This window comes from Cohnella candidum (assembly GCF_003713065.1).
GTDB lineage: Bacteria > Bacillota > Bacilli > Paenibacillales > Paenibacillaceae > Cohnella > Cohnella candidum.
In genome coordinates this window covers 3,510,004-3,535,053 of sequence record NZ_CP033433.1, presented here as the reverse complement: position 1 = coordinate 3,535,053, position 25,050 = coordinate 3,510,004, and the positions used below count along the sequence as shown (strand labels likewise).

The following is a 25,050-nucleotide window of genomic DNA, read 5'->3' as shown; positions in this document are numbered from 1 at the left end:
TTCGGAGGAGGCAAGCGGCATGTACGAAATTTTGATCGTGGACGACCATACCCATTTGGTGGACAGCTTGGCGAACGCACTTCCGTGGGAACGGATGGGCATTTCGGCCGTGCACAAAGCGTATTCCGGAGAAGAGGCGCTCGAGCTGCTGCAGTACCATGCCATCGACATCCTCGTGACCGATATTCAAATGACGGGCTTGAGCGGACTCGAGCTGGTATCGGCGGTGAAGGACAAATGGGTCAAAATCAAATCCGTGATCTTAACGGGGCACGACGAATTCCAGTATGCGCAAGAAGCGATCCGGCAGGGGATTTGCGATTATTTGCTGAAGCCCGTTGCCAACGAAGAGCTGGAGAGCACGCTTCGCGGCTTGATCGCCGATCTGCAAAGAGACGGGGAACTGCTCGTCAATCAGCAGAAACTTTCGTATTTGTTCCGGGAAAGCTTGCCGAAGCTGCGGGAATCGCTGCTCTACGAATTGCTGGGAGGCAAAATACCGCCGGCGTCCGTGCTTCGGGATAAGCTGAAACTGTACGAACTGCCGTATCAAGAGACCGATCCCGTTCTCATGCTGTGCATGCGTATCGAAGAGGATTTCGCCGGCACCGATCTGTACAGCGTGTCTCTGCTGGAATATGCGCTGACGAACATTGCGGACGAAATCTTTTCTCCCCGTTTTCATATATGGCATTGCAAGGACGACTACGATTACTTGGTCTTCCTCGTCCGCCCGAAGCAGCCGTCCGAAAGCTCCGAGAAGGAGTGGATGGAGGAAGCGGAGCGGCTGGCTCGCCTTGTCCAGCATCAGATTAAGCGGTTTTTGAAAATTAAGGTTTCCCTGGTCATGAGCAACTGGAGCTCGTTTCCGGGCGAAGTACCCGCGGTCTACCATAATCTGCTCTCCCTGTTTACCGACTACATCGGGTTTCAGACCGAGAGCTTCTTCCATGACCTTCAGGAGCGGAACGTAGAAGAGATCCGCCCTTTATCCGAATTGTACGCGTCCCCTACGTTCATGCAATTGCTGGAGGTCGAGCAATGGGACGCCGCCGAGCGGAAAATGATCAAGGTGTTCGAGGAGCTGGAGCGCCGGGAAAATAAAACGAAAGAGCACGTCTTCGAAGCGTACGTCACGATCATGCAGGCCTTCTCCTACTATGTTCACAAGAAGGGCAAGCGCTTCAACGACATCTACGGCCGGGAAGCCGAGAAAATGTTAAGGCTCGATGCCGGCTGGAGCATCGAGCCTTTGCGGGAGTGGTCCTTCCACAGCTTGGGGCAGCTGAAATCCTACAGCGGCAGCTTGTCCGACAGCTTCCGGAACGATCTCATTAAGCGGGTCGTCCGCTTCGTCAACGAGCAGGTGAAAGACGTCACGCTGCAGTCCGTGGCCGATCACGTTCACCTGCATCCCGTTTACGTCTCCAATTTGTTCAAAGCCGAGACGGGAGAGAATTTCTCCAACTACGTGCTGCGCGTGAGAATGGATACGGCGATGCGGCTGTTAAAGCAGAAGGATCTCAAAATCAATCAAATCGCGCAAGAGGTCGGATATCAGAAACCGCAATATTTCATCAAGCTGTTCAAAACCCATTACGGCATGACGCCGCAGGAGTATAAAAGCGGATTATAGCCGGGGGTGTTCATACAGGTCGGCGGATAGCGCGTGGCGGAAGCTTCTCAGTTCGACGACTTCTCCTTGGCGTACCCTGGAAGCTTCCGCGGCGAACGCCATCAGATGGCTTTCGAGGGAAGCTTCCGCCGACGTCAACGAACCGGAGAACCTGGCTTCCCGCAAGTCGGCGATGAATTGACGCAAGACGCCCGCGTCTCCTCCGTGATGCCCGCCGTCTTCGCTTGGCGTCCGGATCAAGGTCCGTTTCGCTCCGGCGAATTCGAAAAGATCGATCTCCTCTTTGAGCAAATCCCCTCGAATTTCCCCTTTGGTCCCCATGATCTGCACGGTGCGATTCGTATCCCGCGTGAACCCGCACATGCTGAACATGACCGTCGCGCCATTCTCGAATTCCATGTTGACGACCTGGTGGTCGACGACGTCGTTATCCGTCCGATACACGCATTTGCCGTAAGGGCCGCTCGCGATCGCGTTCATCCGGTTTTCGAGCGTCGGAGGATCGGTGATGAGAGCGGCATAAGGGTTCGTTTCCAGGTCCTGCGAATAGAAGCGCAAGGCGGAATAAGGGCAGGCAGCCTCCGCGGCGCAGCCGTCCGTGCACCGGTCGGCCGCGCCTTCCGGGGCGTTCTCCGGTCGAAAGTGGCTTAACGAGCCGAAGGAACTGACGCGCGTGCACTCGGAATCGACCAGCCAGCGGATCAGATCCATATCGTGGCAGGATTTGGCCAAGATCATCGGACTGGAGAGCGAAGCGTTCCTCCAATTGCCTCTCACGAAGCTGTGGGCGTAATGCTGATAGCCGACATTCTCGTTATGCTGGATCGATACGACGTCCCCGATCTTCCCTTCGGAGAGGATCGTTTTTAATTGTCGCCAAAACGGGATGTAGCGTGAAACGTGGCAGATGGTCAGCAATCTGCCGGTATGCTGGGCCATCTCGGTCATCTCGATGCATTCGGACGGACTGTTCGACATCGGCTTCTCCAGCAGCACGTGGTACCCCTGCTGCAAGGCGGCCATCGTCGGAGCGAAATGCATTTGGTCCTGCGTGCAGATGAGGAGAGCATCGCAGAAGCGGGGCTGAGCCAGCAGTTCCTCCCAAGAGGCGTAAACGCGCTCGTCCGGTAAATCGAACCTCTGCGCGAAATCCATTCTTCTTTGTTCGTTCGGTTCGGCGACGGCGACGATCTCCGCCTCGTCCGGAAATCGGCTGAAGTAAGGGGCATAGCTGAGCAGCCCTCTCGCGCCTGCCCCGATCACGGCCAGCGACGGTTTTTTCATGAAATTCCATCTCCTTAAATGCAAATAATTGCGCATATATTTGATTCGTTTCTTCAAAAACATTATGTAACGGATGCCGAGATCTTGCATAGCCGATCTTAATTTTTGGGTTTCAATCTTTAAAATGAGGCATTTCGTGCCCGTAATCCCGTGATTTATGATGAAAACACAAGGGACACCTTGTCAGGCAGGATCCGAGGAAATGTGCGCAAATTTTTTCGGGCCATTGCCTATCTATCATCATCTCGAGGGGGAAATACAGTGGCATTCCGCAAAAAAACATGGATTTCCGCAATGAGCCTGCTGGTGGTTACCGCGCTGGCATTGGCGGGCTGCGGCGGCAGCAAATCGAATGACGGCGGAGCGGCATCGCAAGGAAGCGACGCTTCGGCCAGCGCTCCGGCCAGCCAGTCGTCCGATAAGCCGAAAGAAGACGTCACGCTGACGTACACGATTTGGGATCAACTGCAGCAGCCGGCGATGGAAGCGATCGCCAAAGAATTCACCGCTCAAAACCCGAACATCAAAGTCAAAGTCGAGGTCATTCCTTGGGGGGATTACTGGACGAAGATGTCCGCGGCCGCTCCGGCCGGTACGCTGCCGGACGTATTCTGGATGCACAGCGGCCAGTTCGTGAAGTACGCATCCGGCAAATTCCTCGAGCCCATCACGGATAAAGTGCAAGCCGGCGAGATCGACCTGAACAACTATGCGGCGAACCTGGGTTCGATCTACGCGCTGGACGGCCAAAACTATGCGATCCCGAAAGATTTCGACACGATCGGGCTGGCTTACAACAAAGACCTTTTCGATAAAGCGGGCGTTCCGTATCCGGACGACACTTGGGATTACGCCAAGCTGGCGCAAGTGGCGAAACAACTGAGCCAACCGGATAAAGGAATCTATGGCTTCGCGGCCAAGATGGATACGCAAACGGGCTATTGGAACGACATGCTCGCGAACGGCGGTTCCGTCATCAGCGCGGACGGTTCGAAGTCCGGCTATGACGATCCGGCATCGATCGAAGCGCTGAAGGCCCGTTATCAAATGATCCTCGACAAAGCCTCTCCGTCCCATCAGCAGATGACGGATACGGACGCTACGGAAATGTTCAAGTCCGGCAAAGTCGCGATGATCTTCGAAGGCGACTGGAGAACGACCGACATCGACGGCAGCGACATCATCAAAGGCAAATGGAACTGGGCACCGCTACCGAAAGGTAAAGCGAAGCGCGGCAACATCATCAACGGTCTCGGCAACGTGATGTCGGCTTCCGGCAAACACAAAGACGAAGCATGGCAGTTCCTGAAATTCCTCGGCTCCAAACGCGCGGCGGAAATCACGGCGGAGATGGGCGCGGCGATCCCGGCCTTCAAGGACACGCAAGCCGCATGGGTAAAATCCAAACCGCAGCTGAACCTGCAGGTGTTCATCGATCAAGCGGCTGACGCCATGCCTTACCCGGCCGGCTCGAAAGCCTATCCGGTCTGGTTCCCGAAAGAATCGGAAATCATGGCGCAAGCGTGGGGCGGCAATATCTCGATCGAAGAGGGCGCCAAACAAGTGGCTGCGATGATGAACCAAGCGATCGCGGACAACAAATAAGGCATTTTCGGATTGGCATAAAAAGGCTGAGGCATTCCGGGTTTCCGGAATGCCTCAATGAATGCGGGGAGGTAGGCTATGAATTCGAGAAGCAGGTACATGTGGGCTTACGCCATGATTGCACCTACCTTGCTCGGTACGGTCTTGTTCTGGAGCTGGCCGGCCGTCTATTCGATTTACCTCAGTTTTTTGAAATCCGAGAATTTCGGGCTCGTCAACCATTGGGTCGGTTTCGCCAACTACGAGAAGCTGTTTCACGACAAAGAATTCTGGCGTAACCTGCGAAACACAATGTATTACGTGGTTTTATTCGTTCCTCTGACGCTGATCTTCTCTACTTTTTTCGCCGTGCTGTTGAATGCCAAGATTCGAGGGTTATCCGCGTACCGCGTCATTTTCTTCCTGCCCCAGGTCACGATGCCCGCCGCGGCAGCCATGGTTTGGGTCGTGCTATTCGCCCGCGATTACGGGTTTATCAACTATTTGCTCGGCACGCATGTCGCCTGGATTTCCGATTCGAGATTCGCCATGTTCGCGCTGGTCATCGTGGGGGTCTGGGGAGCGATCGGCTTTAACATGCTGCTCATTCTGGCAGGCTTGCAAGGCATTCCGAAGGCGCTGTACGAAGCCGCGGAAATCGACGGGGCCGTGCGGTTCCGCAAGTTCCGCTACATCACCTTGCCCTTGCTGACGCCGACGCTCTTCTTCACGACGGTCATCCTGATGATCGGAGCGACCCAGATTTTCGATTCGATCTACCTGCTGATCGGCAAAACGAACGTAGCGCTGCCTGCCGTGCGTTCTCTCGTCTATGCGTATTACCAAAATGCGTTCGTCTATTACGACCAGAACTACGCAGCGGCCATCGTGGACGTTCTGCTCGTCATCAATTTGATTTTGACGGGCATTCAGTTCTCATTGCAGAAAAAATGGGTCGTCTACGACTAAGGGAGGGAAGAGAATGACGAACAGCGCGCCAACCCGTTCGGGCAAATCCAATTGGCCGATTCACCTGATCCTCATCGCAGCGGCCATCGTCATGATCGTCCCTTTCCTGTGGATGATTCTGACGTCTTTCAAAACCGTGACGGAAGCCACCCAAATCCCCGTGAAAATATTTCCTTCCCATCCGGATTGGAGCAGCTATGCGAAGGCATTCGAAAAATCGGACTTTAAGCACTATTACTTGAATACGGCGTTTACCGCCTTCATGAAGACTTTATTTCCCGTCATTTTCAGCTCCATGGCGGCCTACGCTTTCGCGAGAATCCGGTTCCCGGGAAGATCGATCCTGTTTTTCATCATCATCTCCGTCATGATGGTTCCGAATCCCGTCTTCTACACGCCGCAATACTTGCTCATGAGCAAATGGGGATTGGTCAATACGGTGACCGCCCTCTGGATCTGTTCGCTGGTCAGTCCGTTCGCTACGTTCATGCTTCGTCAATTTTTTCTCGGCATTTCCAAAGAGTTGGAGGAAGCTGCGATCCTGGACGGCTGCAATCCGTTTCAGACGTTCCGATATATCATGCTGCCTTTGGTGAAATCCGCTTTGGTGGCGATCGTGATCATTCAACTGCTGTGGTCTTGGAACGAATTGCAATGGCCTCTTATCATCAACAGTTCGCCGGATAAGCTTACTTTATCTTCCGGGCTGGCCACGCTGGTTTCCATGTTCAGCACGAATTATCCGATCTTGATGGCCGGAGCCTTCATGGCCGTCATCCCGATGATCGTTCTCTTTTTCATCTTCCAGAAGCGCTTTATCGAAGGCGTAGCTTTCAGCGCGCATAAGGGGTAATCCGTCTGTCCAGCAAACAACCCGTCGATGAGTTCGACGGGTTGTTCTTCGTTCATTTGGATGCGGGATCGTCGGCAAAACCGAGCGTCTTCAGCATCTGAAGCACGGTGACGGCCGCTTCCGCCCTTGTCGCCTTGCTGGACGGGCGGAGAAGACCCTGCCCGTTCCCCTTCATCACGCCGAGGGACACCATCTCCTGCATGGCTTCCCTAGCCCAGCCGCTTATCGCTCCGGCGTCCCTATAGGCGTAAAGATGATCGGGCTGCCTTGCCGACTGCGAAGGCTTCACATAGTGAATAGCTCGTGCCGTCATGGCCGCCATTTCTTCCCGCGTCAGCGGACTGTCAAGCAGCAAGAGGCCATTCGTGCCTCTCATGATTCCGGCTTGTGTGAGCGCGAGGATGTCTCGGTAATACCATTTGGTTGGCGAAATGTCGGCATATGACGGCCCGGAGGGGTTGCCTTGCAAACCCAGTGCCCTGGCCAGGATCGAGCCGAATTCGGCTCTGGTGACGATGCCGTCCGGCTGGAATCGGGACGGTCCGCGGCCGGAGACGATGCCTTTAGAAGCAAGACCGTGAACCGCGGCCGCCGACCAGTGACCGGCCAGGTCCCCGAACGCCGCCTCTTTGCTGCCCGCCACATAGGTGCTAAAGCCCGCCCGATACGCATGCGCCGTTACGCTGCCGTCGGAATGGCGTTCGAATGTCGCGGGGACATAGGCCAGCCTTCCGTCATCGGCGAGCATAAAGATGGATAGTTGCGTGACCGAAGCAGCCGGGCTTTCCAGTTGCAAGGTGCGCTCCACATAAATGCCGTTCGTATCTTCGACGGCATGCATAACCCCTTCGGAGTCCAGAACGGCCAGTTCGAATTGGACCGGGCTCGAGATCAGCCGAACTCCGTCGGAGAGGGCGGCATTCCGAACCTGCGTCGCCGCCGCGTCATCGGATGTCCGGATGGTGACGGTCATAGCGGCGCCGTTGTTCCCGTCAGCCAGCTTGGAGAGCAGACCGGCAGGCAATCTGAGTGTCCCGGTCGGCGTTGCAACGACGAAAGATGCATCGGCCCCCGCCTTTCTCTCCGCGGCGTCAATGACGGCAGCCGGAATATTGATGCCGGCGGATACCGCCGAAGCGGATAGCAGGAACGTTGTCGTTCCTTGCGGCGCGGCATCGATGGCCGCGGCGGCTTTAACCGGATCGACGGACAAGTACGACAGTCCGCCACGCTCGGTTACCGCGGTCGAGAATTCGAGCGGCAAGCTTCCGGGCTTCGATGGAATAACTGTAATGCGATCATTCGAATTCGTCGTGGAAGGCGGACCTTCCCGGGTGACGACGAGCCGATATGTCATCCTCGTTTCGCCGTCCGGGGCTATAACTTCAACGGAGATCGGAGTTTCCCCGACGGCCAGCTGCACGGCATCTACCTTGGCCTTTCCGTTAACGGTGACGGAGGCATCCGGCTCGAACGGCAAGGCTTCGATAGTCATCTCCGTGGCCGTATAAGGCACATGTACGGTATAGCTCTCCACATCCGGCGCAAAAGCGGGAGTCAGGGCGCCGGGATGAACGGACAGATGGGCGATCGCCGCATTGTCGGAAGATTCCGGCGGCGGATCCGAGCCGGTGTCCGTTGCCGAACGTGTCACCGTAATCGAATATTCGTTCGTCGTGCCGTCCTCCGCCGTAACGGTAATGGGAATGGAGGTCACAGACGAGTCGGTTTTGAGGGATACGTCGACCGCGGCGCCGGATTCTACAGTTTTGCCGTCAACCGTTACCGTTGCCTTGCCGCTGGCGACCGTCGGCGTCACGGCTACGGCGTACACGGATTCGGAGACCGTAACCGAATAGCTCTTTCTGCCGGAGCTGAAGGCGGGCGTCAGGTTCCCTTCCGAGACGGAGAGACCGCTCAGCGTCGCGTCCGAGGACAACGCCGGCGCGGCGGATCGGGTGAAGGAGAAGAGAGTTCCGTTGTCCTCGAGCAGCCGCCATCCCTCTTTGCCGTTGTCCGCGTCGCCGGCAAGGATCTCGGAGCCGTGAGCCCCGACAAGGCTGTACAGCACGCGATAGCCAAGCCTGTACGTATTGCCTGCCTCGTAATCGTCAGCGGACGCTAGATCGATTTCCAAGGTTGTCCGGTTCGTGATCACTCGTTTCTGTTTTCCGGGCATTGCCGTATATGAACCTCCCGGCGTTTCCGCAAAAACCGCGAGTTCCACGCCGCGGTACCGATAGTGCCTCGACGTGTCCGGGGCGTACACGGAGAGCGTCACCGTCTTGAACGCGTCACCGGCATTCGAAACCAGCTTGTCCGCTTCCTTCCCGCCGCTCCCGCTAATTGCGTAGGAGACGGCGCCGGACGTTGGCGGGTCGACGGCATCGAACAAGAATGGAAACCCGTCGAGCACGATCCGTTGCAACCCCGTCTCGGCGATCATACCCGCAACTTGCACGTAACCGTCGTTTGAGTCGATATTGCTTAAAGTTACGCCGGAAGAATCGTACGACGACTCCAGAAAATCAAGACCCGGAATGGTTTCAGTAAAAGGCAGGCCTTTGACGACCGTCAGAACGGCGCTTTCGGCGAGCCGATCCCGCACTGCCGGAGCCAGATCGACTCGCTCGATGGTACCGTCCTTAATGTCGGATCCGCTAGCAGCCTCCACCAGCAAGGCAAGCGGCATGAGCCACAGCAGCGCGGCAAGCGCTCCGCTGACGATGCGGCGCATCGCAACCACGTCTCTTCGCCTCCTACTCATCGAACGTCACGGAAATCGGCGAATCGGCAGGCGCCTCCGTCACGTCGAATACGAATGAGGCACCGTCAATGGTCACCGTACGGATGCCGGGCACGGTCAACGTGCCGCTGAGGCGGATATAGCCGTCGCTCCCGTCCGTGTTGGTTACCGTTACGCCGTCCGATTCGGCACCGTTTTGCAAAGAATCGTGGCCGGCGACGGCGACATCGAACGGCTGATCTTGGACGACGGTCAGCACCGTACCGCCGCTAAGCCGTTTCGTGACGTCGTCGGCGAGATCTGCCAGGCCGATCGTGCCGTCCTCGATATCTTCGCCGGTAAGGGGCGTTACGGTGCCGCCGCTGTCAGATGGATGGACCGTCACGACGAACAGCTGCTCGGCGATGTCGCCGGACGGGTCGACTGCTTTGACGGAGAAATAATCGACGCCCGAATATCCGGCTTGCGGAGTATAGGTCCAACTGCCGTCCTCGTCGACGTCCACCGTGCCGTACAGGGGGCTTTTCAGCTTCGCATAAATTAAGGCGTCTCCACCGGCATCGACGACCCCCGCCTGGCCGGCAACCGCCTCGCCTTGACCCGTTTCGGCTTCCACGAAAGGCACGGCGGCGATAGGCGCGATGTTGGCAACGTCCACGGTCACGGTCGTCTGCGCGGACAAACCAAACGGATCCGAGGCCGTGACGCCAAAGCTGTCCGTACCCGTAAAACCTGCCGCGGGCGCGTACGTCCAGCTGCCGTCGGCGTTCACCGCGGCCGTTCCGTTCACTGGGCCCGCGGATTTGCTGAACGTCAACGCGTCTTGATTCGGGTCTGTCCCCGTCACTTTGCCGCTGACCGGCGTTGCCTGCCTGGTCGTTCTATGATCCGGATTCGCCGAAGGGGAGTAATTGTCATAAACGATATAGTCCAGAGCGACAACGTCCTTATATCCTGTCACGTTCGCCGGCGCAATGAAAACTTGATGAGGGACATATACCATTTCGCCTTTTTCGTTTTCGACCCTATCGCCCAGGTTGTCCAGTTCGAATGGAATGACGCCGCCATTGGCCAGGTCCACCGTGGTCGGATTCCCGTCGACGATAATTTGCACCTTGGGCTCCATCGGTGCGCTGTATTTCGCCGCCAACCCCAATTTCAGATAATTGCCGACAAACCGAAACGAGATGGTACCGCCGGTCAAGGACTGCTTCATGTTCCCGCTCGAGAACTCCGAACCGCTCACCGGCGTGAATGTCCCGTTATATTGGATTCTCGGGTCATCTTGTTCGATTTGCTGCCGCTGCGAGTCCGCGCTCGCGCCAGGAACGGACGTGGCGAACAGTCCGACAGACAAAGCCGCCAGCAGCGCGAGTCCTGCCGCTTTCTTCCTCAAATTTCGTCACCCTTTCGTCCCCTATGATTGTTGTTCTTCCAGCATACGATGTTGTTCTCCCAAAATTCTCACAAACCGAGCGCGGCTGCAGTTTCTCGTGGCAGGCTGTCGAAAATTTTGTGATAATGGCTTGAGAGGAATTTGGGAGCGAAAGATGTTAGGCTGGCGAAAATGATCACGGGAGGAACCGGTGGGGAGCTTGAGCTGGAGAAATGGGGGGCTTATCGGCTCCCGGGCGTTAGGGTTAACGCTGATACCGCTGATTTCGATTTTGTTATTGATAGGGATTTACGGTTACACGGTGCCGAACCGGTCGGCCCCGGAGGCTTCGCACGGCGTTTTGGATCTAAGCGGCTGGGATTTCGGCAGCAGGGGGTTCGTCAATCTCGACGGAGAGTGGACGTTCTACCCGAACAAGCTGCTTTCGCCGGATGATTTCCGCAGCGGCGGAGAAAGAGGCGAAGAGGCCATCACCGCCAACATCCCGAATGCCTGGTTTGGAGGAAGTCCTCCGGACCGGGCGAGCGGCACGCCGTACGGGACGTATCGTTTGAACGTCAAGCTGCAGGAGAGCGGCGCCAGTTACGGAATCCGGGTGAACAACATTAACAGGGCGCACCGGCTTTTCGTTAACGGCTTTGAGATCGGCAACGGCGGGAATCCGTCCGGCAACCCGCGCGAATTCAAAGCGGAAAACAAGCCGTATACGACGTTCTTCCGCGCGGAAGGCCGGGAGCTGGAAATCGTTCTGCAAGTCGCCAGCGACGATCCGGCGCGCATCGGAGGCTTTGAAGATTTGCAGTTCGGCACGCAAGCGGACATGGCACGAAATGACGAAATCCTTTTCGCTTTCGAGTTTTTCGGTCTGTTCATCCTTTTGTTGTTCGGCGGGCATCACTTGACCATCTACGTCATGAGGCTGAAGGACAAAGCCTATCTGTACAGCGGCCTCTACTTCCTGACATTCATCGTCTTCATTGCGTTGGACGGAGATCAACTGCTTCTTCAACTCGTGCCGGAATTCTCCTATGAATGGGCGAGGAAGCTTTATTACATCGGCGGGTTGTCGAATTTCGCGGTTCTGGGCATGTTCCTTCATTATTTGGACGGTAAGCTGTTATCCCGAAGGCTGCTTATGGCGCTCGTCGCCCCGCTCGCTGCCTACATCGCTTCCGTCGCGGCTCTTCCCCATACGATGTATTCGGTCGTCGGCAATCTGCCGTGGATCTATTCCTTGCTGCTGGTCGCGTTTTACTTCTTTCGGTCCGTGCGGCTGTACGCGAAACAAAACGGACAACTGGACCGCAAGGAATCCGCGCTCCTTTGCGGAGTTCTCGTATCGATCCTGTCGATTCTGCTGTTCGGTTTTTTCTATTCGCTCGGCTGGGTGGACACGGATTTTGGGCGCCGCATCGCGTTCCTTGCGGTCATCACCTTCATGAATACGCTGCTCGCGTTCCGTCTCGCCCGCGCCATGAATCGAACGGAACAGTTGACGGAGCAATTGATCCAGCGGGACAAGCTGAAGGATGAATTCCTGGCCAACACGTCGCATGAATTGAAAACCCCATTGCACGGCATTCAGAATATGGCTTCATTCTTGCTCGACGGGAGAGCGGGCGCACTTACGGATAAACAGCGAAGCGAGCTGACTCTCATCCAGGACACGTCGACGAAGCTTTCAGCGCTCGTGAACGACCTTGTGGACGTCGTCCGGCTGAAGCACGGGGATTTGCAGCTTGCGGAAACCGTGCTGGATTTGCGGGTCGCCGCTCAGACGGCGTTCCAGGTGCTGGAGTTCGAACTGGCGGGCAAGGATGTGCGATGGGAGAACCGCATAATGCCGGGCACGTTCGTCCGTGCGGACGAAAACCGGGTACGCCAGGTACTGTACAACCTCATTCATAATGCGATCAAACATACGAAAAGCGGATGGATCGCGATCGGCGCGGCGGTTGCGGACGGTCAAGTTATTGTGCGGGTAGAGGATACGGGGATCGGAATTCCGAAGGAAAGCCATGAAGCCATTTTCGGTTATTTCGAGCAAGCGGAACGCGACCTTCCGAAGGACGGTTACACGGGAATGGGGCTGGGTCTATACATCAGCCGCCGGCTGGTGGAACGGATGGGCGGCCAAATTTACGTGGAGCGTTCCGAACCCGGACAAGGCACGAGCATGGCGTTCACCTTGCCGCCGGCAGAGGGCATCGCCTTCGAATCCGCGGAAGGGTATGCTGCCGCATCGGAGGAACGGACAGGCTCGGTTTACCCGGCGGAACTCGAAATCATGGATCCATCGCGGGAGTATACCGTACTGATCGTCGACGACGAGGCCTCCAACGTCCGTATCCTGCTCAATCTGCTGGGTGATGAGTACAACGTGTTGACGGCCTTTTCCGCGAAAGAGGCGATGCGCAAGCTGGAAGACCATCCGGGCATCGATCTCATGATATTGGACGTCATGATGCCGGAAATGTCGGGAATCGATCTGTGCCGGACCGTACGGGAAACGCGCTCGGTGCTCGAATTGCCCGTTCTGTTTGCGACCGCAAGGGATTCCTTGCACGATATCGAGCTCTGCTTCCGCGCGGGCGGGAACGACTTCATCGCCAAACCGTTCGATCCGAAGACGCTCGCCGCAAGGGTCCGGACGTTGTTGTCGATGAAAAAATCGATGGACCTGGCCGTCAAAAACGAAATGGCGTTCCTGCAAGCGCAGATTAAACCGCATTTTCTGTACAACGCGATCAGCAGCATCGTTTCTTTTTGTTATACCGACGGGGAAAAGGCCGCTTATTTGCTGTCCAAGTTGAGCCGCTATTTGCGGATGGTGTTCGAACGTGACCAAAAGACGCTGTACGTTCCCCTAAACACGGAGTTGGAACTGATCGAGGCTTACGTGGAAATAGAGAAAGCGCGGTTCGGCGAGCGTCTGGCCTACAAGCTGCAGGCGGATCCCGAACTCGAATCGGTCGTCATTCCTTCGCTTACCCTTCAGCCGTTCGTCGAGAATGCCATCCGGCACGGGTTGTTCGAAAAAGATGGCAACGGTACGGTAACGTTAACGATTTCGGACGGGAACGGCTATATCCGATTCGATATCGCCGACGATGGCATCGGCATGGCGGATGATATCCTCTACCGCTTAAGAGCGGGCGATCGGCCGGACGGCGCCGGCATCGGAGTGACGAACGTCCGCAGGCGGCTGGCGGGCATTCCGGGCGCGAGCGTAACGGTCGATTCGGCATTGGAACGGGGAACGAGGGTTACCGTTTATATGCCGAAGCCGGATACGGCAAGCTGAAGAGGGGGGAGGAGAAAGCATGTTGCGCGTCATGATCGTAGAGGATGAGAAGCCGATCCTGGATCTGATGGAGAGGATTGTCGGCCGGCATCCGATGCTGCAGGTCGCGGGAACGTTCACGAGTTCTCTCGAGGCGCTGGAACGGTATCCGCAGTTGAAGCCCGACGCCGTCTTTCTTGACGTCGAGATGCCCAAGATGGGCGGTATCGAGCTTGCGGACAAACTGAGGGCGATCGATGAAGAGCTTCAGGTCGTGTTCACGACGGCTTATCCCGGCTACGCGGTCGAGGCGTTCCGCGTGAGCGCGGTCGATTACCTGCTCAAACCAGTCACGCCAGATACGCTTGAGAGGGTCGTGACCCGACTCTTGAAGAACCATTTGCTGCGTTCCGCATCGCGGCCTCAGTCCGCTGCCGAGAATCCGCCGGTCCGCTGCTTAGGCACGTTCGAGACAAGGAAAGCGGACGGAAGCCTGATCGGCTGGCCGACCCGGAAGACGGAGGAGCTGTTCGCTTATCTGCTCGCGTATCCGAACCGCCTTGCGGGCAAATGGCAATTGGCGGATCTTCTTTGGCCGGATCTGGATGAAGAACGTGCGCTCCATAACGTCCACAACACGGTCTACCGGCTGAAGAAGGCTTTGAAAGAAGCGGAACTGACGGTGGAGTTAACTCACGGCAACGAAGGATACCTGATGCGCATCCCCCCTTCTTTCACGGATCTGGAAAGCTTTCGCGACTTTATGAACCGGACGTCCGCGATCGACGAACGGAATGCGGTGGAGGGAGAGAACCAGTTTCGAACGTCCCGGGGAGCTTTGTTCGGGGGCAAAGATTACGTGTGGAGCTTAGGGCTCGGGGCGGAGGTGGCGGCGCAGCAGGCTGCCCTTGCCCGAATGCTCGTGCATTATTACCGCGGCATTGGGGATGAGGCGGCCGCGAAGGAAACGATCCGGAGTTATATGTGGAATTCCCCGTTCGACGAGGAGATGAATGCGGGGTTTTTTACGTTTGGCGGCTGACCGGGAGCTTGGGAGAATTTTGTGAGTGCCGCGGGTTATTCTTTCGGCAAGAAGTCGGGCGCGACTCGATGAACCGGGAGGATAACATGAGAGCAAACGAATATTATATGCCGACGGATTGGCGGATCAAGGGAGACATCCGGGAAGTTTATGAAGTCTGTTCGAATTTCAAGGATTATCAGCGCTGGTGGCCGGAAGTATATTTAGATATTCAAACGGCGGGAACCGACAAGGAAACGGGAAACGAGGTATACGCCCTCCTTACGAGGGGCAAGCTGCCCTACAAGCTGCGCTGGCAGTCGTGCAAAACGGCGGAAAATGTTCCGCATTCCCTGTCGCTCAAGGCCTCCGGCGATTTGGCCGGTCATGGCACTTGGAAATTCGAGCAGGACGGCGAGTACGTGAACGTACGATTCGATTGGTACGTGAACGCGGATAAACCGTTGTTGAAATGGTTGTCTCCGGTCATGAAGCCGATCTTCCGGTCCAATCATTACTGGGCGATGGGCAAAGGGCTCGCGAGCCTTGAGAGAGAATTGGAACGCAGACACCGGGACATTCGCTGATTTTGACCCGGCATGCGCGAATATCCTGTCCGTTGGCAGAATGTCTCCATATATTAAGGGGGGAACAAATCCCAACCTTCATAAGGAGTGATTCGAAATGGCTTTTGGATTCGGCGGAGTTGGCGGAGTCGGAGTCGGCGGAGTCGGAGTCGGCGGCGTAGGTTGCGGGGTTGGATGGGGCGGCGGCGCCGCGTTCGTTCTCGTTCTTTTCATCCTGCTGGTCATCATCTTGGCTGCCGGTATCATCTAACGGAGCAGACGGTTCAGCAAGTCCCGGTGAGGGTCACTCACCGGGACTTTTTTTACTTCCGCAGGAGTGGTACCATTCGAGAAGATGAGGATGAAGCGGGAATCCGCAAAGGAGAAACGTAAATATGACGTCTACTCATGGAACCGTGGTCGTGGTGGGAAGCATGAACATGGACATCGTCGTCAAGGCTTCCCGCTTTCCGGCGAGCGGCGAGACGCTGTTCGGACAAGAGGTGCACTTCGAGCCCGGCGGCAAAGGCGGCAACCAAGCCGTCGCTTGTGCCAAGCTCGGCCATGAAACGTTCATGCTGGGTGCGGTGGGGGGAGACGCGTTCGGCGGCAGCTTGATGAAGTCGCTCGAGACGAACGGGGTCAACGCCGAGCATATGAAGAAGACCGGCTCCGCGGCGACCGGGATCGCCTCCATTACGCTGACGCCAGAGGATAACACGATCCTGGTGGTACCCGGCGCGAACGGCACCCTAACCGCAGAAGACGTAAACGCTTGGAGCGAGGTCATCTCGAAGGGGTCGATCCTGCTCGTGCAGCTGGAGATTCCGATGGAAGCGGTCGCGGCGGCCGTGGACATCGCCTATCGACAGGGCATTCCGGTCATTCTGAATCCGGCCCCGGCGAGCGAGATTCCGGCGGACGTTTTGGGCAAAATCCGTTATATCACGCCGAATCAAACCGAGTTACATACCCTAACCGGCGTGGACCCAGAGTCCGAAGGCTTGGAGAAGGCCATGGATGCCCTGCTCGCCAAAGGACCGGAAGCGGTCATCGCGACGCTGGGCAGCCAAGGCGCAGCTTGGAAAACGCGGGGCGGAACGCTGCAACGGTCCGCTTCTCGACGCGTTGAAGTCGTGGATACGACCGGCGCGGGCGACGCCTTCAACGGCGGACTGGCCTGCTCGTTGTCCCGGAATCGGGGGCTCGAGGAAAGCGTGCGGTTCGCGATCGCCGTCTCCGCGCTGGCGGTGACGAAATTCGGAGCCCAAGGCGGCATGCCCGTCCTGAAAGAAGTGGAAAGATTGCTGAACGAGGGAGAATGAAATGACGCAACGGAAAATCATCATCGACGCGGACACCGGGATCGACGACGCTTTCGCGATCCTGTACGGCCTGAAATCGGAAAAGGCGGACATCGTGGGGATCACCACCGTTTTCGGCAACATTTCCGTGGAACTGGCAACCGAGAATACGCTCCGGATCCTCAAGCTGGCTGGGCGGGAGAATGAAATTCCCGTCAGCCGTGGCGCATCGAAGCCGATTTCACGCGAATTGCAAGGCTACTCGACGCACGTGCACGGACAGAACGGCATCGGCGAGGTCGAGCTGCCTCTATCCTCCCAACGTCCGATCGAGGAAGCCGCGGACGATTTCATCCTCCGCATGGCCGACGAGCTGAACGGCGAATTGGTTCTCGTCACGCTCGGGCGGCTGACGAACGTAGCGCTGGCTCTGCGGAAGGATCCCCGGCTCGCGGGCAAGATCAAACACCTCTATGTCATGGGTGGCGCGGTTCAAGCGCCGGGCAACGTGACGCCGGTCGCCGAAGCGAATATTTGGGGAGATCCCGAGGCCGCGGAACTCGTCGTCCGGTCGGGCATGCCGATCACGCTCGTCGGCTTGGACGTGACCATGAAGACGCTGCTGCATCAATCGCAGCTGGATTCGCTGAAGCGGACCTGCAAGCCCGAGAATCGCGGCATCGTCGACTTCATCGACGGGATGATGCGGTTTTATTTCGGCTTCTATCGAGAGTTCAACGGGTTCCGCGATTACGCGCCTATGCATGATCCCTTGGCCCTGCTGATCGCCCTGGAGCCGGGAATCGTGCGTACTCAGACGATGCATCTATCGGTGGAATGCACAGGCGAGCTTTGCGTCGGCATGACCGTGGCGGATCTGAGGCGCAAGCCCCGCGTCGGAACGCCGGTGCAGGTATGCGTGGAGGTTCAAGCAGCGCAAGCGGTGGAGTTACTCCTGGCGGCATTCGATTAACGGCAATAAAAATAAAGGACAAGAACCGTTAACGACGCAAACGTCGGCGGGTCTTGTCCTTTATTCTTTACGATCGTAAATCCGCTTATTGGCTTACCGGGCTGGAGCAGGATGTCTGGCAAGAGGATTGAAGAGAGCATGCCGCGCATTTGCCTTGCCTCGTTTTGCGCACATAACGATACAAAGTCCATCCGGCATAACCGAAAATACCCGCACCCGCAACAATGCTGAAGACCATGAAGGTTCATTCCCTTCTTCGTAGTTTAATGAAAGCCCAGGAGAAGACAGCCGCGATAGATGATGAACGCAATGATATAGGCGACGATCAACGCGTATCCCACGGAAAACCAGGTCCATTTGGCCGATTTCGTTTCGTTGCGGATAACGCCGACCGTTGCGAGGCAAGGGACATAAAGCAGGATAAACACCATGAAGCTGTAGGCTTGAAGAGGCGTAAAGAAATGAGAAATCGCGCCTTCCAAACCGGCTTGCGTGGGTGCCGCGTAAATGATTCCCATCGTGGACACGACGACCTCTTTGGCCAGAAAGCCCGTCAGCAGAGCGGCGCCCGCCTGCCAATTGCCGAAGCCCAGAGGATGCAGGACGGGAGAGATGAAGGAACCGATCGTCTGCAGGAAGCTTTCGTTCATCGGCACGTTCCACCCGTGAAAGCCGGTGTAGCCGAGCAGCCAGATGACGACGGAGCCGCCGAATATGAACGTGCCCGCTTTCCGAACGAAGCCTTTGCCTTTCTCCCACGTGCTGCGGGACAAGGTGCGCCATTGCGGGATCCGGTAAGGCGGCACCTCGACGATGAACATCGATTCCTCTTCCTTGGCTAACGAGCTGGAAAAAAGCTTGGCCAGGAGAAGCGCGACGACCACGCCGAGCACGTACAGCGATAAAACGATAATCGCCTGATGCGATTGAAAGAACGTGCCTACGAAGAGGCTGTATACGGACAATCTGGCGGAGCAGGACATGAGCGGGGTCAACAGAATGGTCAGAAGCCGTTCCTTCGGCTGCTCGATCGTCCGCGCGGCCATGATGCCCGGAACGTTGCAGCCGAACCCGATGATCATCGGGATGAAAGCTTTGCCGTTCAGCCCGACGCCCTCCAGCAATTTGTCCATGACGGTCGCGATACGCGCCATGTATCCGGAATCTTCGATGAACGAGATGATCAGGAACAGCATGAAGATTTGGGGCACGAAGACGAGTACGCCCCCGACTCCCGAAACCACGCCGTCCAGCAGGACGGCTTTGATGAACGCCGCGGCCCCCGCCGTGTCCAGAAAAGACGAAAGGCCGTTCCGGATCGGCCCGTTGAGCAGAGCGTCTAACTGATCGGACAGAGGCGTCCCGATCCAGTCGAACGTCAGCTTGAAAGTGAAATACATGAAGGCCAGAAATACCGGAATGCCGAGAAACTTGTTCATGACGACCGCGTCGATCTTTTCCGACAGCGTGGAGCGCGAAGATTCGGTTTCGCGTACTGCGTCCTTCATCCAGCCGCTTATGATATCGGCGCGTCTGTCGCGCACGTAATCCGGCAGCCGTTTGCCCGCGGCTTCCGCTTGAACAAGGGCCTCCGTTTCATCGTAGAAGGCTTGCAGCCAGGCGGGATCGACATGCTGGCGAAGCTTTTGCAAGACCGGAATGTTGCCTTCGAAAAATTGCAGGGCCAGCCACCGCTTGGGCTGCAAATCGTCCGGCAGCTTCGCTTCCAGCTTGGAAACGGCCTTCTCCAGCAGCGATCCGTAATTCAACCGGCGACCGCCGGGGTTTGAACCGCCGCCCTTGCTCGATTGGAGCGCTTCTTGCAGCAGAGCGTCGCAACCCTTGCCCGTGCGAGCGATGACGGGAACGACCGGAACGCCGATTTGCCGCGATAACCGCGGGATATCGATGTCCAAGCCGCGCTTCTCCGCCACGTCGACCATGTTGAGCGCCACCACGACCGGCTTGCCGTATTCCAGCAATTGAATCGTCAGATGCAGGTTCCGCTCCAGCTGCGAAGCGTCGACGACGTTCAAGAGCAGCGAAGGCGATTCGTCCAGCAAGTACAGCGTCGTGACCCCTTCGTCGCGGGACAACGGGCTGAGCGAATAAATCCCGGGTAGATCGACGAGCTGGCCTTGCTTATTATTGAGAATGCCGACTTTCTTCTCGATCGTGACGCCGGCCCAGTTGCCGACGTATTCGTACGAGTGGGTCAGCATGTTAAACAACGAAGTTTTGCCGGTATTCGGGTTACCGGTTAACGCGACCGTCAGCACACGGCCTCCACGAAGATGTGACCCGCGTCTTTGCGCCGAATCGCGATCCATTGCCCTTTGACTTCGATCGTGCAAGGGCCCCCGAACGGCATGGCTTTGCGAAGGGAAATGACGGTTCCTTCCATGACGCCGAGATCCCCGAGCCGCCGGCGGACGAGGGTATGCACCCGGTCCAGTCCCGTCACTTTCACTTGGGAACCGAAACTCGCTTCCAGTAAAGTCATTATGTTCACTCCGGTACAGTCTTTGCAATGATAATGATTATCAATTTCTACGACTTATACTAGAGCATAAAGGCGCGAAAATCAATGTAAAACTGTGGTGGAACGCTAATGCAATAGGGTTCCTTCCGAATGTCCGCATACAGCTGATCCGTCTGGTCGACTTGGGCTATCGCGACATGCTCACGTTACTTCCCCCTTCCGGCTTTTTTAACAGTATCTCCATATCCAGTGTGCGCAAGCGGATTATCGCCTCCCATGTGCGATCGTACTGGCGGTTCAACCGCCTGTGCATATGTTATCGCATGATCCACCCACCGTTGGGAAAAAGGGAGGCGAGCAGCATGGCGGTCAAGCCATCCGGACGGCAAACCGGCAATTATCTCGTGCCCATCTATCGGAAGTGCCGCCGCGGAATCGTGGACATCCAGGCGATCAGGGAGAGGACGGAACCGGCGTTTCCGCAATCGTTTTTCGATTTCATGCCCCCGCCGGAAAGGCGGCAGGAGATGGCCGCGTTCGGAACGGGGTTCGTCGTCAACCGCAAAGGTTGGATTCTGACGAGCGACCATGTCGTGAGGGACGCGCGTGAAATCCGGATCGGCCTTCATAACGGCAAGAAGTGTTCGGCCAAGGTCGTTTGGAACGACAAGGAACACGATATCGCGTTGCTTGAGGTGGAAGGCTCCCCGCCGCTCCAACCTCTGCCGTTAGGCTCTTCGCGGAGAAGCGAAGTGGGCGAATTCGTCCTGTCCATCGGAAATCCGCTCGGGTTGGAAAACTCGCTCTCCTCGGGAGTCATCAGCAGAAAACATAAGTCGGTGGCGGTTTCCGACAAGGATCTGGACGACGTCATCCAGACGGATTGCGCCATCAATCCGGGGAGCAGCGGCGGCCCTCTGATCAACTTGAAGGGCGAAGTGATCGGCATGAACGCCTTCATGGCGAAAAACAAAAACGGGCTCGGATTCGCGCTCGGCATCGACGGAATCAAGAGCCGAATCCGGGAATATCTCGACTAAGCGGTGTCCATCGGGGCTGTCCCAAAAGCTAAGGGACAGCCTTTTTATGTTTTCAGCGATGCGTCGGCGTAAGTTATTGTCCGGATTGCCTCGGGCTGAAAGCGAACCGTTGGCGGCAAGTCTCACCTCAACAAGAAAAATAACGTTACGTCAAAACGTTATTTACTCGGTAAAGCACGGCGGTGTCTGCTATAAGACGCTATGGTAACGCTATTGCTCCACGTGATGGCGCCCCGAAGGCATTTTCGACAAAATAACGATTCGGCATCATCCTATTTACGAGATAAGGTGCGTTTAAACGATGATAAGGTGTTAACGACGCCTTATGCCTAGAATAACAGCTAGAGACGGTTGGAGACGGCGGTGCGCTGTCCGGGTCGGTTGTCAGCCGGGCAGGAACCCATCCTCGCCCGGCTTCTTCTTAAATAAACAGAGTTTCTTCTTTAGTTCTCCTGGTAAAACGCAAAATGACCAGCCTTTATACTGGATGTGGTTTGGGAAAGGAGGACGTGCAAGAGGAGTTGTAAGCGCTTCACTTATGCTCAAATCTGATTACGGAGGGGGAATCAACCCATGAGGAGAAGAATCAAGCAAGCGATCAGCAGCCTACTTGCCGCGGCTTTGCTCGGCCCGGCGCTATGGCTGACTCCCGTCGCGCAGGCGGAAACCGATCCGACGGAAACCGTTACGGTGTACCACGAAGCGTTCGCGGGAGGCCAAGGAGCCGCAACGCCATCGGGCGGTGCGAGCCTGACGGCGGTGACCGGCAAAGCGTTTGACGGCAATGCGGACGGCGCGGCGCTCTACGTGAGCAACCGCGTGAACAACTGGGATGCCGTCGATTTCAGGTTCGCCGACCTCGGCCTGCAGAACGGCAAAACCTACACGGTCACCCTCACCGGTTACGTAGATGCCGGAGTGACGGTGCCGGCGGGCGCGCAAACCTGGCTGCAGACGGTGAACGGCTACGGCTGGCTGGCCGGGGCGGATTTCGCCGCCGGATCGGCGTTCACGATGACCAAAGAATTCACCGTGGATACGAGCAAGGATAGCGCGCTTCGCGTCCAATCGAACGATGCCGGAGCGGGCGTTCCGTTCTACATCGGGGATATCCTGATCACCGAGAAGACCGCTTCGGGCGGTGGAGGAAGTAACGACAGACCTCCGGCATTGCCGTTCAACACGATTACGTTCGAAGACCAAACGGCGGGCGGCTTCGCCGGCCGGGCCGGTACCGAAACGCTGACCGTCACGAACGAAGCCAACCATACGGCAGGCGGCTCCTATTCGCTCAAAGTGGAGAACAGAACCGCCGCTTGGCACGGTCCGTCGCTGCGAATCGAGAAATACGTGGATCTCGGCTTCGAATACACGCTCTCGGTGTGGGTGAAGCTGCTCTCCCCCGATAGCTCGCAGCTCCAATTGTCCACTCAGATCGGCGACGGAAGCAGCGCCAGCTATAACAACGTTTTGGGCAAAACGATCACGACCGCCGACGGATGGGTGCTGTACCAAGGCACGTATCGGTATAACAACGCGGGCGGCGAGTATCTAACCCTTTACGTGGAGAGCTCGAACAACGGCACGGCTTCTTACTACATCGACGATGTCAGCCTCGTGCGGGGATCGGGCCCGATCGGCATCCAGAAAGATTTGATCCCGATCAAGGATGCCTATCAAAACGACTTCCTCATCGGTAACGCGGTGTCGTCGGCCGATCTGGACGGCGTCAGGCTCGAGCTTCTGAAGATGCACCACAACGCGGTGACGGCCGAAAACACCATGAAGCCGGATTCGCTCCAACCGACGAAGGGAGACTTTACGTTCGACGGGGCGGACGCGATCGTGGATAAAGCGCGCGCCGAAGGGCTAAACGTGCACGGGCACGTGCTCGTCTGGCATCAGCAGACGCCCGCCTGGATGAATACGGCGCAGGATGCCCAAAACAACACGGTTCCTCTCGGACGCGACGAAGCGCTGGGCAATATGCGGACCCATATCCGCACGGTCATGGAGCATTTCGGCAGCAAGGTGATTTCCTGGGACGTCGTCAACGAAGCAATGAATGACAACCCGGCGAACCCATCGGATTGGCAATCGGCTCTGCGCCGTTCCCCTTGGTATCAAGCCGTCGGACCGGACTACGTCGAGCAAGCGTTCTTGGCAGCGAGAGAGGTTCTGAACGATCATCCCGACTGGGATATCAAGCTCTACTACAATGACTATAACGACGACAATCAGAACAAGGCCCAAGCCATCTACAGCATGGTCAAAGCGCTGAACGACAAGTATGCCGAAACGCATCCCGGCAAGAAGCTGATCGACGGAATCGGCATGCAAGGACACTACAACATCAACACGAATCCGGACAACGTGAAGCTGTCGCTCGAGAAGTTCATTTCCCTCGGCGTGGAAGTCAGCGTCTCCGAGCTCGACGTGCAGGCCGGCAGCAACGGCCAGCTGACCGAGAAGCAAGCGGTCGCCCAAGGCTATCTGTACGCGCAGCTGTTCAAGCTTTACAAAGCCCATGCCGACCACATCGCGCGCGTGACGTTCTGGGGACTGAACGACGCGACGAGCTGGCGGGCCGAAAGCAGTCCGCTGCCGTTCGATAAGAACCTGCAGGCCAAACCGGCTTACTACGGTATCCTCGACCCGGATAAATTCATCGCCGAGCATCCGCCCGAGTCGACGCAAGCCAACCAGGCAACGGCCGGGTTCGCGACGCCCGTCGTCGACGGCACGGTCGACGCGGTCTGGAGCCGGACGCCGGAAATGCCGATCAACCGGTACCAGACGGCTTGGCAAGGCGCGGCCGGAACCGCGAAAGCGCTCTGGGACAATCAAAACCTGTACGTGCTGATCCAGGTGAGCGATGCGCAGCTGGATAAGGGCAGCCTCAATCCTTGGGAGCAGGATTCCGTCGAAATCTTCGTGGATCAGAACAATGCCAAGACTTCGTTCTACCAAGACGATGACGGGCAGTACAGGGTGAACTTCGACAACGAGACTTCGTTTAACCCGCCTGCCCTCGCGGACGGTTTCGTATCGGCAACCCATGTCAACGGAATGAACTATACCGTCGAAGTCAAGATTCCGCTCAAGTCGGTCACGCCGGCGAACGGCTTGAAGCTCGGCTTCGACGTGCAGATCAACGACGCCAAAGACGGTGCCCGCCAAAGCGTGGCGGCTTGGAACGACACGACAGGCACCGGTTATATGGACACATCCGTATACGGCGAGCTGACCTTGAAGGCGCCCCCGGCCGCGCCGACCGATCTCACGCTGACCGCGGCAAGCTCCACTTCGATCGCGCTCGATTGGTCCTATGCTTCCGGAGCTCCGGTCACGTTCAGCGTTTTCCGCGCCACGGCAGCCGACGGTCCGTTCACGGAAGCGGCCGCGAACCTGAATGACTCGGCTTTCACGGACACGAACCTGCAGCCGGATACGAAGTACTACTACTATGTGAAGGCTTCCGACGGAACGACGGTTTCGCAGCCGAGCCTGACGGTATCCGGGCGCACGCTTCTTGCTCCGGTCGGTCACCTGGCCGCAGCTGCGCTGAACCATCAGGTCATCCGCTTGGACTGGGATCGAATCCAGCCTGCCGCTGCTTACGCCGTGTATCGCTCTACGGCTGCCGACGGGCCCTACACGAAGATCGCCGATCGCTTGAGCGCCTCCCAGTATGTGGACAATCAACTCGAACCTTCGACGATTTATTATTATAAGGTCGTGGCGATTGCCGGCAACAACCGGTCCGAAGCGGCGAGCGCGCAAGCGGCAACCCCCGCCAAGCCGGGTAAGCCGCAGCGTTAAAGAAAACGATTTTCCAATGGCGGCTCCAGCATATATGCTTTTTGAAGTAAGGACTATAGTTTGCCTGGTTAACTTGCTGAGGGATTATTTC

At 57.1% G+C, this 25,050-nt stretch carries 17 protein-coding genes; 12 read left to right on the top strand and 5 right to left on the bottom strand.

The genetic code is table 11. The features are described from left to right. Window positions 1-19: 19 nt before the first annotated feature. On the top strand, window positions 20-1,636 hold the full coding sequence (locus tag EAV92_RS16100) for a response regulator transcription factor (RefSeq protein ID WP_123042050.1): 1,617 nt from the start codon (window positions 20-22) through the stop codon (window positions 1,634-1,636). Here EAV92_RS16100 and EAV92_RS16095 read toward each other — a convergent pair. After that, window positions 1,631-2,920 carry a Gfo/Idh/MocA family protein gene (locus tag EAV92_RS16095; protein ID WP_123043769.1) on the bottom strand — a complete coding sequence of 430 codons (1,290 nt, stop codon included), beginning with the start codon at window positions 2,918-2,920 and terminating at the stop codon, window positions 1,631-1,633. The two genes, EAV92_RS16100 and EAV92_RS16095, sit on opposite strands and share 6 nt — an antisense overlap. A gap of 261 nt (window positions 2,921-3,181) precedes the next feature. On the opposite strand from EAV92_RS16095, the gene EAV92_RS16090 reads away from it, so the two are divergent. From EAV92_RS16090 to EAV92_RS16080, 3 genes are all read left to right on the top strand, one after another. Then, a complete protein-coding gene (locus EAV92_RS16090) occupies window positions 3,182-4,525 on the top strand; it encodes an ABC transporter substrate-binding protein (RefSeq protein ID WP_241158287.1) in 1,344 nt (447 codons plus the stop codon). A gap of 78 nt (window positions 4,526-4,603) precedes the next feature. Next, window positions 4,604-5,473 (top strand): carbohydrate ABC transporter permease, encoded by an 870-nt coding sequence (locus EAV92_RS16085; RefSeq protein ID WP_123042049.1) that lies wholly within the window; start codon window positions 4,604-4,606, stop codon window positions 5,471-5,473. Window positions 5,474-5,486: 13 nt separating this feature from the next. Then, complete coding sequence (locus EAV92_RS16080) at window positions 5,487-6,326, top strand: carbohydrate ABC transporter permease (protein ID WP_123042048.1); 840 nt, start codon at window positions 5,487-5,489, stop codon at window positions 6,324-6,326. A 52-nt stretch (window positions 6,327-6,378) separates the two neighbouring features. Here EAV92_RS16080 and EAV92_RS16075 read toward each other — a convergent pair whose 3' ends face one another. Both EAV92_RS16075 and EAV92_RS16070 read right to left on the bottom strand, forming a co-directional pair. After that, the gene (locus tag EAV92_RS16075; protein WP_241158570.1) at window positions 6,379-9,063 is read right to left on the bottom strand and encodes an S-layer homology domain-containing protein; all 2,685 of its coding nucleotides are present in this window, start codon (window positions 9,061-9,063) and stop codon (window positions 6,379-6,381) included. Window positions 9,064-9,085: 22 nt separating this feature from the next. Continuing rightward, window positions 9,086-10,468: an Ig-like domain-containing protein gene (locus tag EAV92_RS16070; protein WP_123042046.1), complete on the bottom strand. Its 1,383-nt coding sequence runs from the start codon at window positions 10,466-10,468 to the stop codon at window positions 9,086-9,088. Window positions 10,469-10,667: 199 nt separating this feature from the next. Between EAV92_RS16070 and EAV92_RS16065 the strand changes: the two genes are divergently transcribed. From EAV92_RS16065 to EAV92_RS16040, 6 genes are all read left to right on the top strand, one after another. Continuing rightward, the gene (locus tag EAV92_RS16065) at window positions 10,668-13,772 is read left to right on the top strand and encodes an ATP-binding protein (RefSeq protein WP_123042045.1); all 3,105 of its coding nucleotides are present in this window, start codon (window positions 10,668-10,670) and stop codon (window positions 13,770-13,772) included. Between the two features lie 19 nt (window positions 13,773-13,791). Next, window positions 13,792-14,793, top strand: coding sequence for a response regulator (locus tag EAV92_RS16060; protein WP_123042044.1), 1,002 nt, complete (start codon window positions 13,792-13,794; stop codon window positions 14,791-14,793). Window positions 14,794-14,879: 86 nt separating this feature from the next. Further along, window positions 14,880-15,359 (top strand): SRPBCC family protein, encoded by a 480-nt coding sequence (locus EAV92_RS16055; protein ID WP_164472808.1) that lies wholly within the window; start codon window positions 14,880-14,882, stop codon window positions 15,357-15,359. Window positions 15,360-15,456: 97 nt separating this feature from the next. Next, window positions 15,457-15,609, top strand: a complete 153-nt coding sequence (locus EAV92_RS16050) for a sporulation protein YjcZ (RefSeq protein WP_123042042.1) — start codon at window positions 15,457-15,459, stop codon at window positions 15,607-15,609. A gap of 124 nt (window positions 15,610-15,733) precedes the next feature. Next, window positions 15,734-16,663 (top strand): ribokinase, encoded by a 930-nt coding sequence (gene rbsK, locus EAV92_RS16045; RefSeq protein WP_123042041.1) that lies wholly within the window; start codon window positions 15,734-15,736, stop codon window positions 16,661-16,663. Between the two features lies 1 nt (window position 16,664). Beyond that, entirely contained in the window at window positions 16,665-17,615 is a 951-nt protein-coding gene (locus EAV92_RS16040; RefSeq protein WP_123042040.1) for a nucleoside hydrolase, read from the top strand. Between the two features lie 263 nt (window positions 17,616-17,878). On the opposite strand, the gene feoB is transcribed toward EAV92_RS16040, so the two are convergent. Together feoB and EAV92_RS16025 are read right to left on the bottom strand one after the other, a co-directional pair. Further along, a complete protein-coding gene (gene feoB / locus EAV92_RS16030) occupies window positions 17,879-19,894 on the bottom strand; it encodes a ferrous iron transport protein B (protein WP_123042038.1) in 2,016 nt (671 codons plus the stop codon). Beyond that, entirely contained in the window at window positions 19,888-20,118 is a 231-nt protein-coding gene (locus EAV92_RS16025; protein WP_123042037.1) for a FeoA family protein, read from the bottom strand. Before EAV92_RS16025 ends, feoB begins: the two co-directional genes overlap by 7 nt. A 341-nt stretch (window positions 20,119-20,459) precedes the next feature. On the opposite strand from EAV92_RS16025, the gene EAV92_RS16020 reads away from it, so the two are divergent. Both EAV92_RS16020 and EAV92_RS16015 read left to right on the top strand, forming a co-directional pair. After that, window positions 20,460-21,137, top strand: a complete 678-nt coding sequence (locus EAV92_RS16020) for a S1C family serine protease (protein WP_164472807.1) — start codon at window positions 20,460-20,462, stop codon at window positions 21,135-21,137. A 573-nt stretch (window positions 21,138-21,710) separates the two neighbouring features. Then, entirely contained in the window at window positions 21,711-24,959 is a 3,249-nt protein-coding gene (locus EAV92_RS16015; RefSeq protein WP_123042035.1) for an endo-1,4-beta-xylanase, read from the top strand. Window positions 24,960-25,050 lie beyond the last annotated feature (91 nt).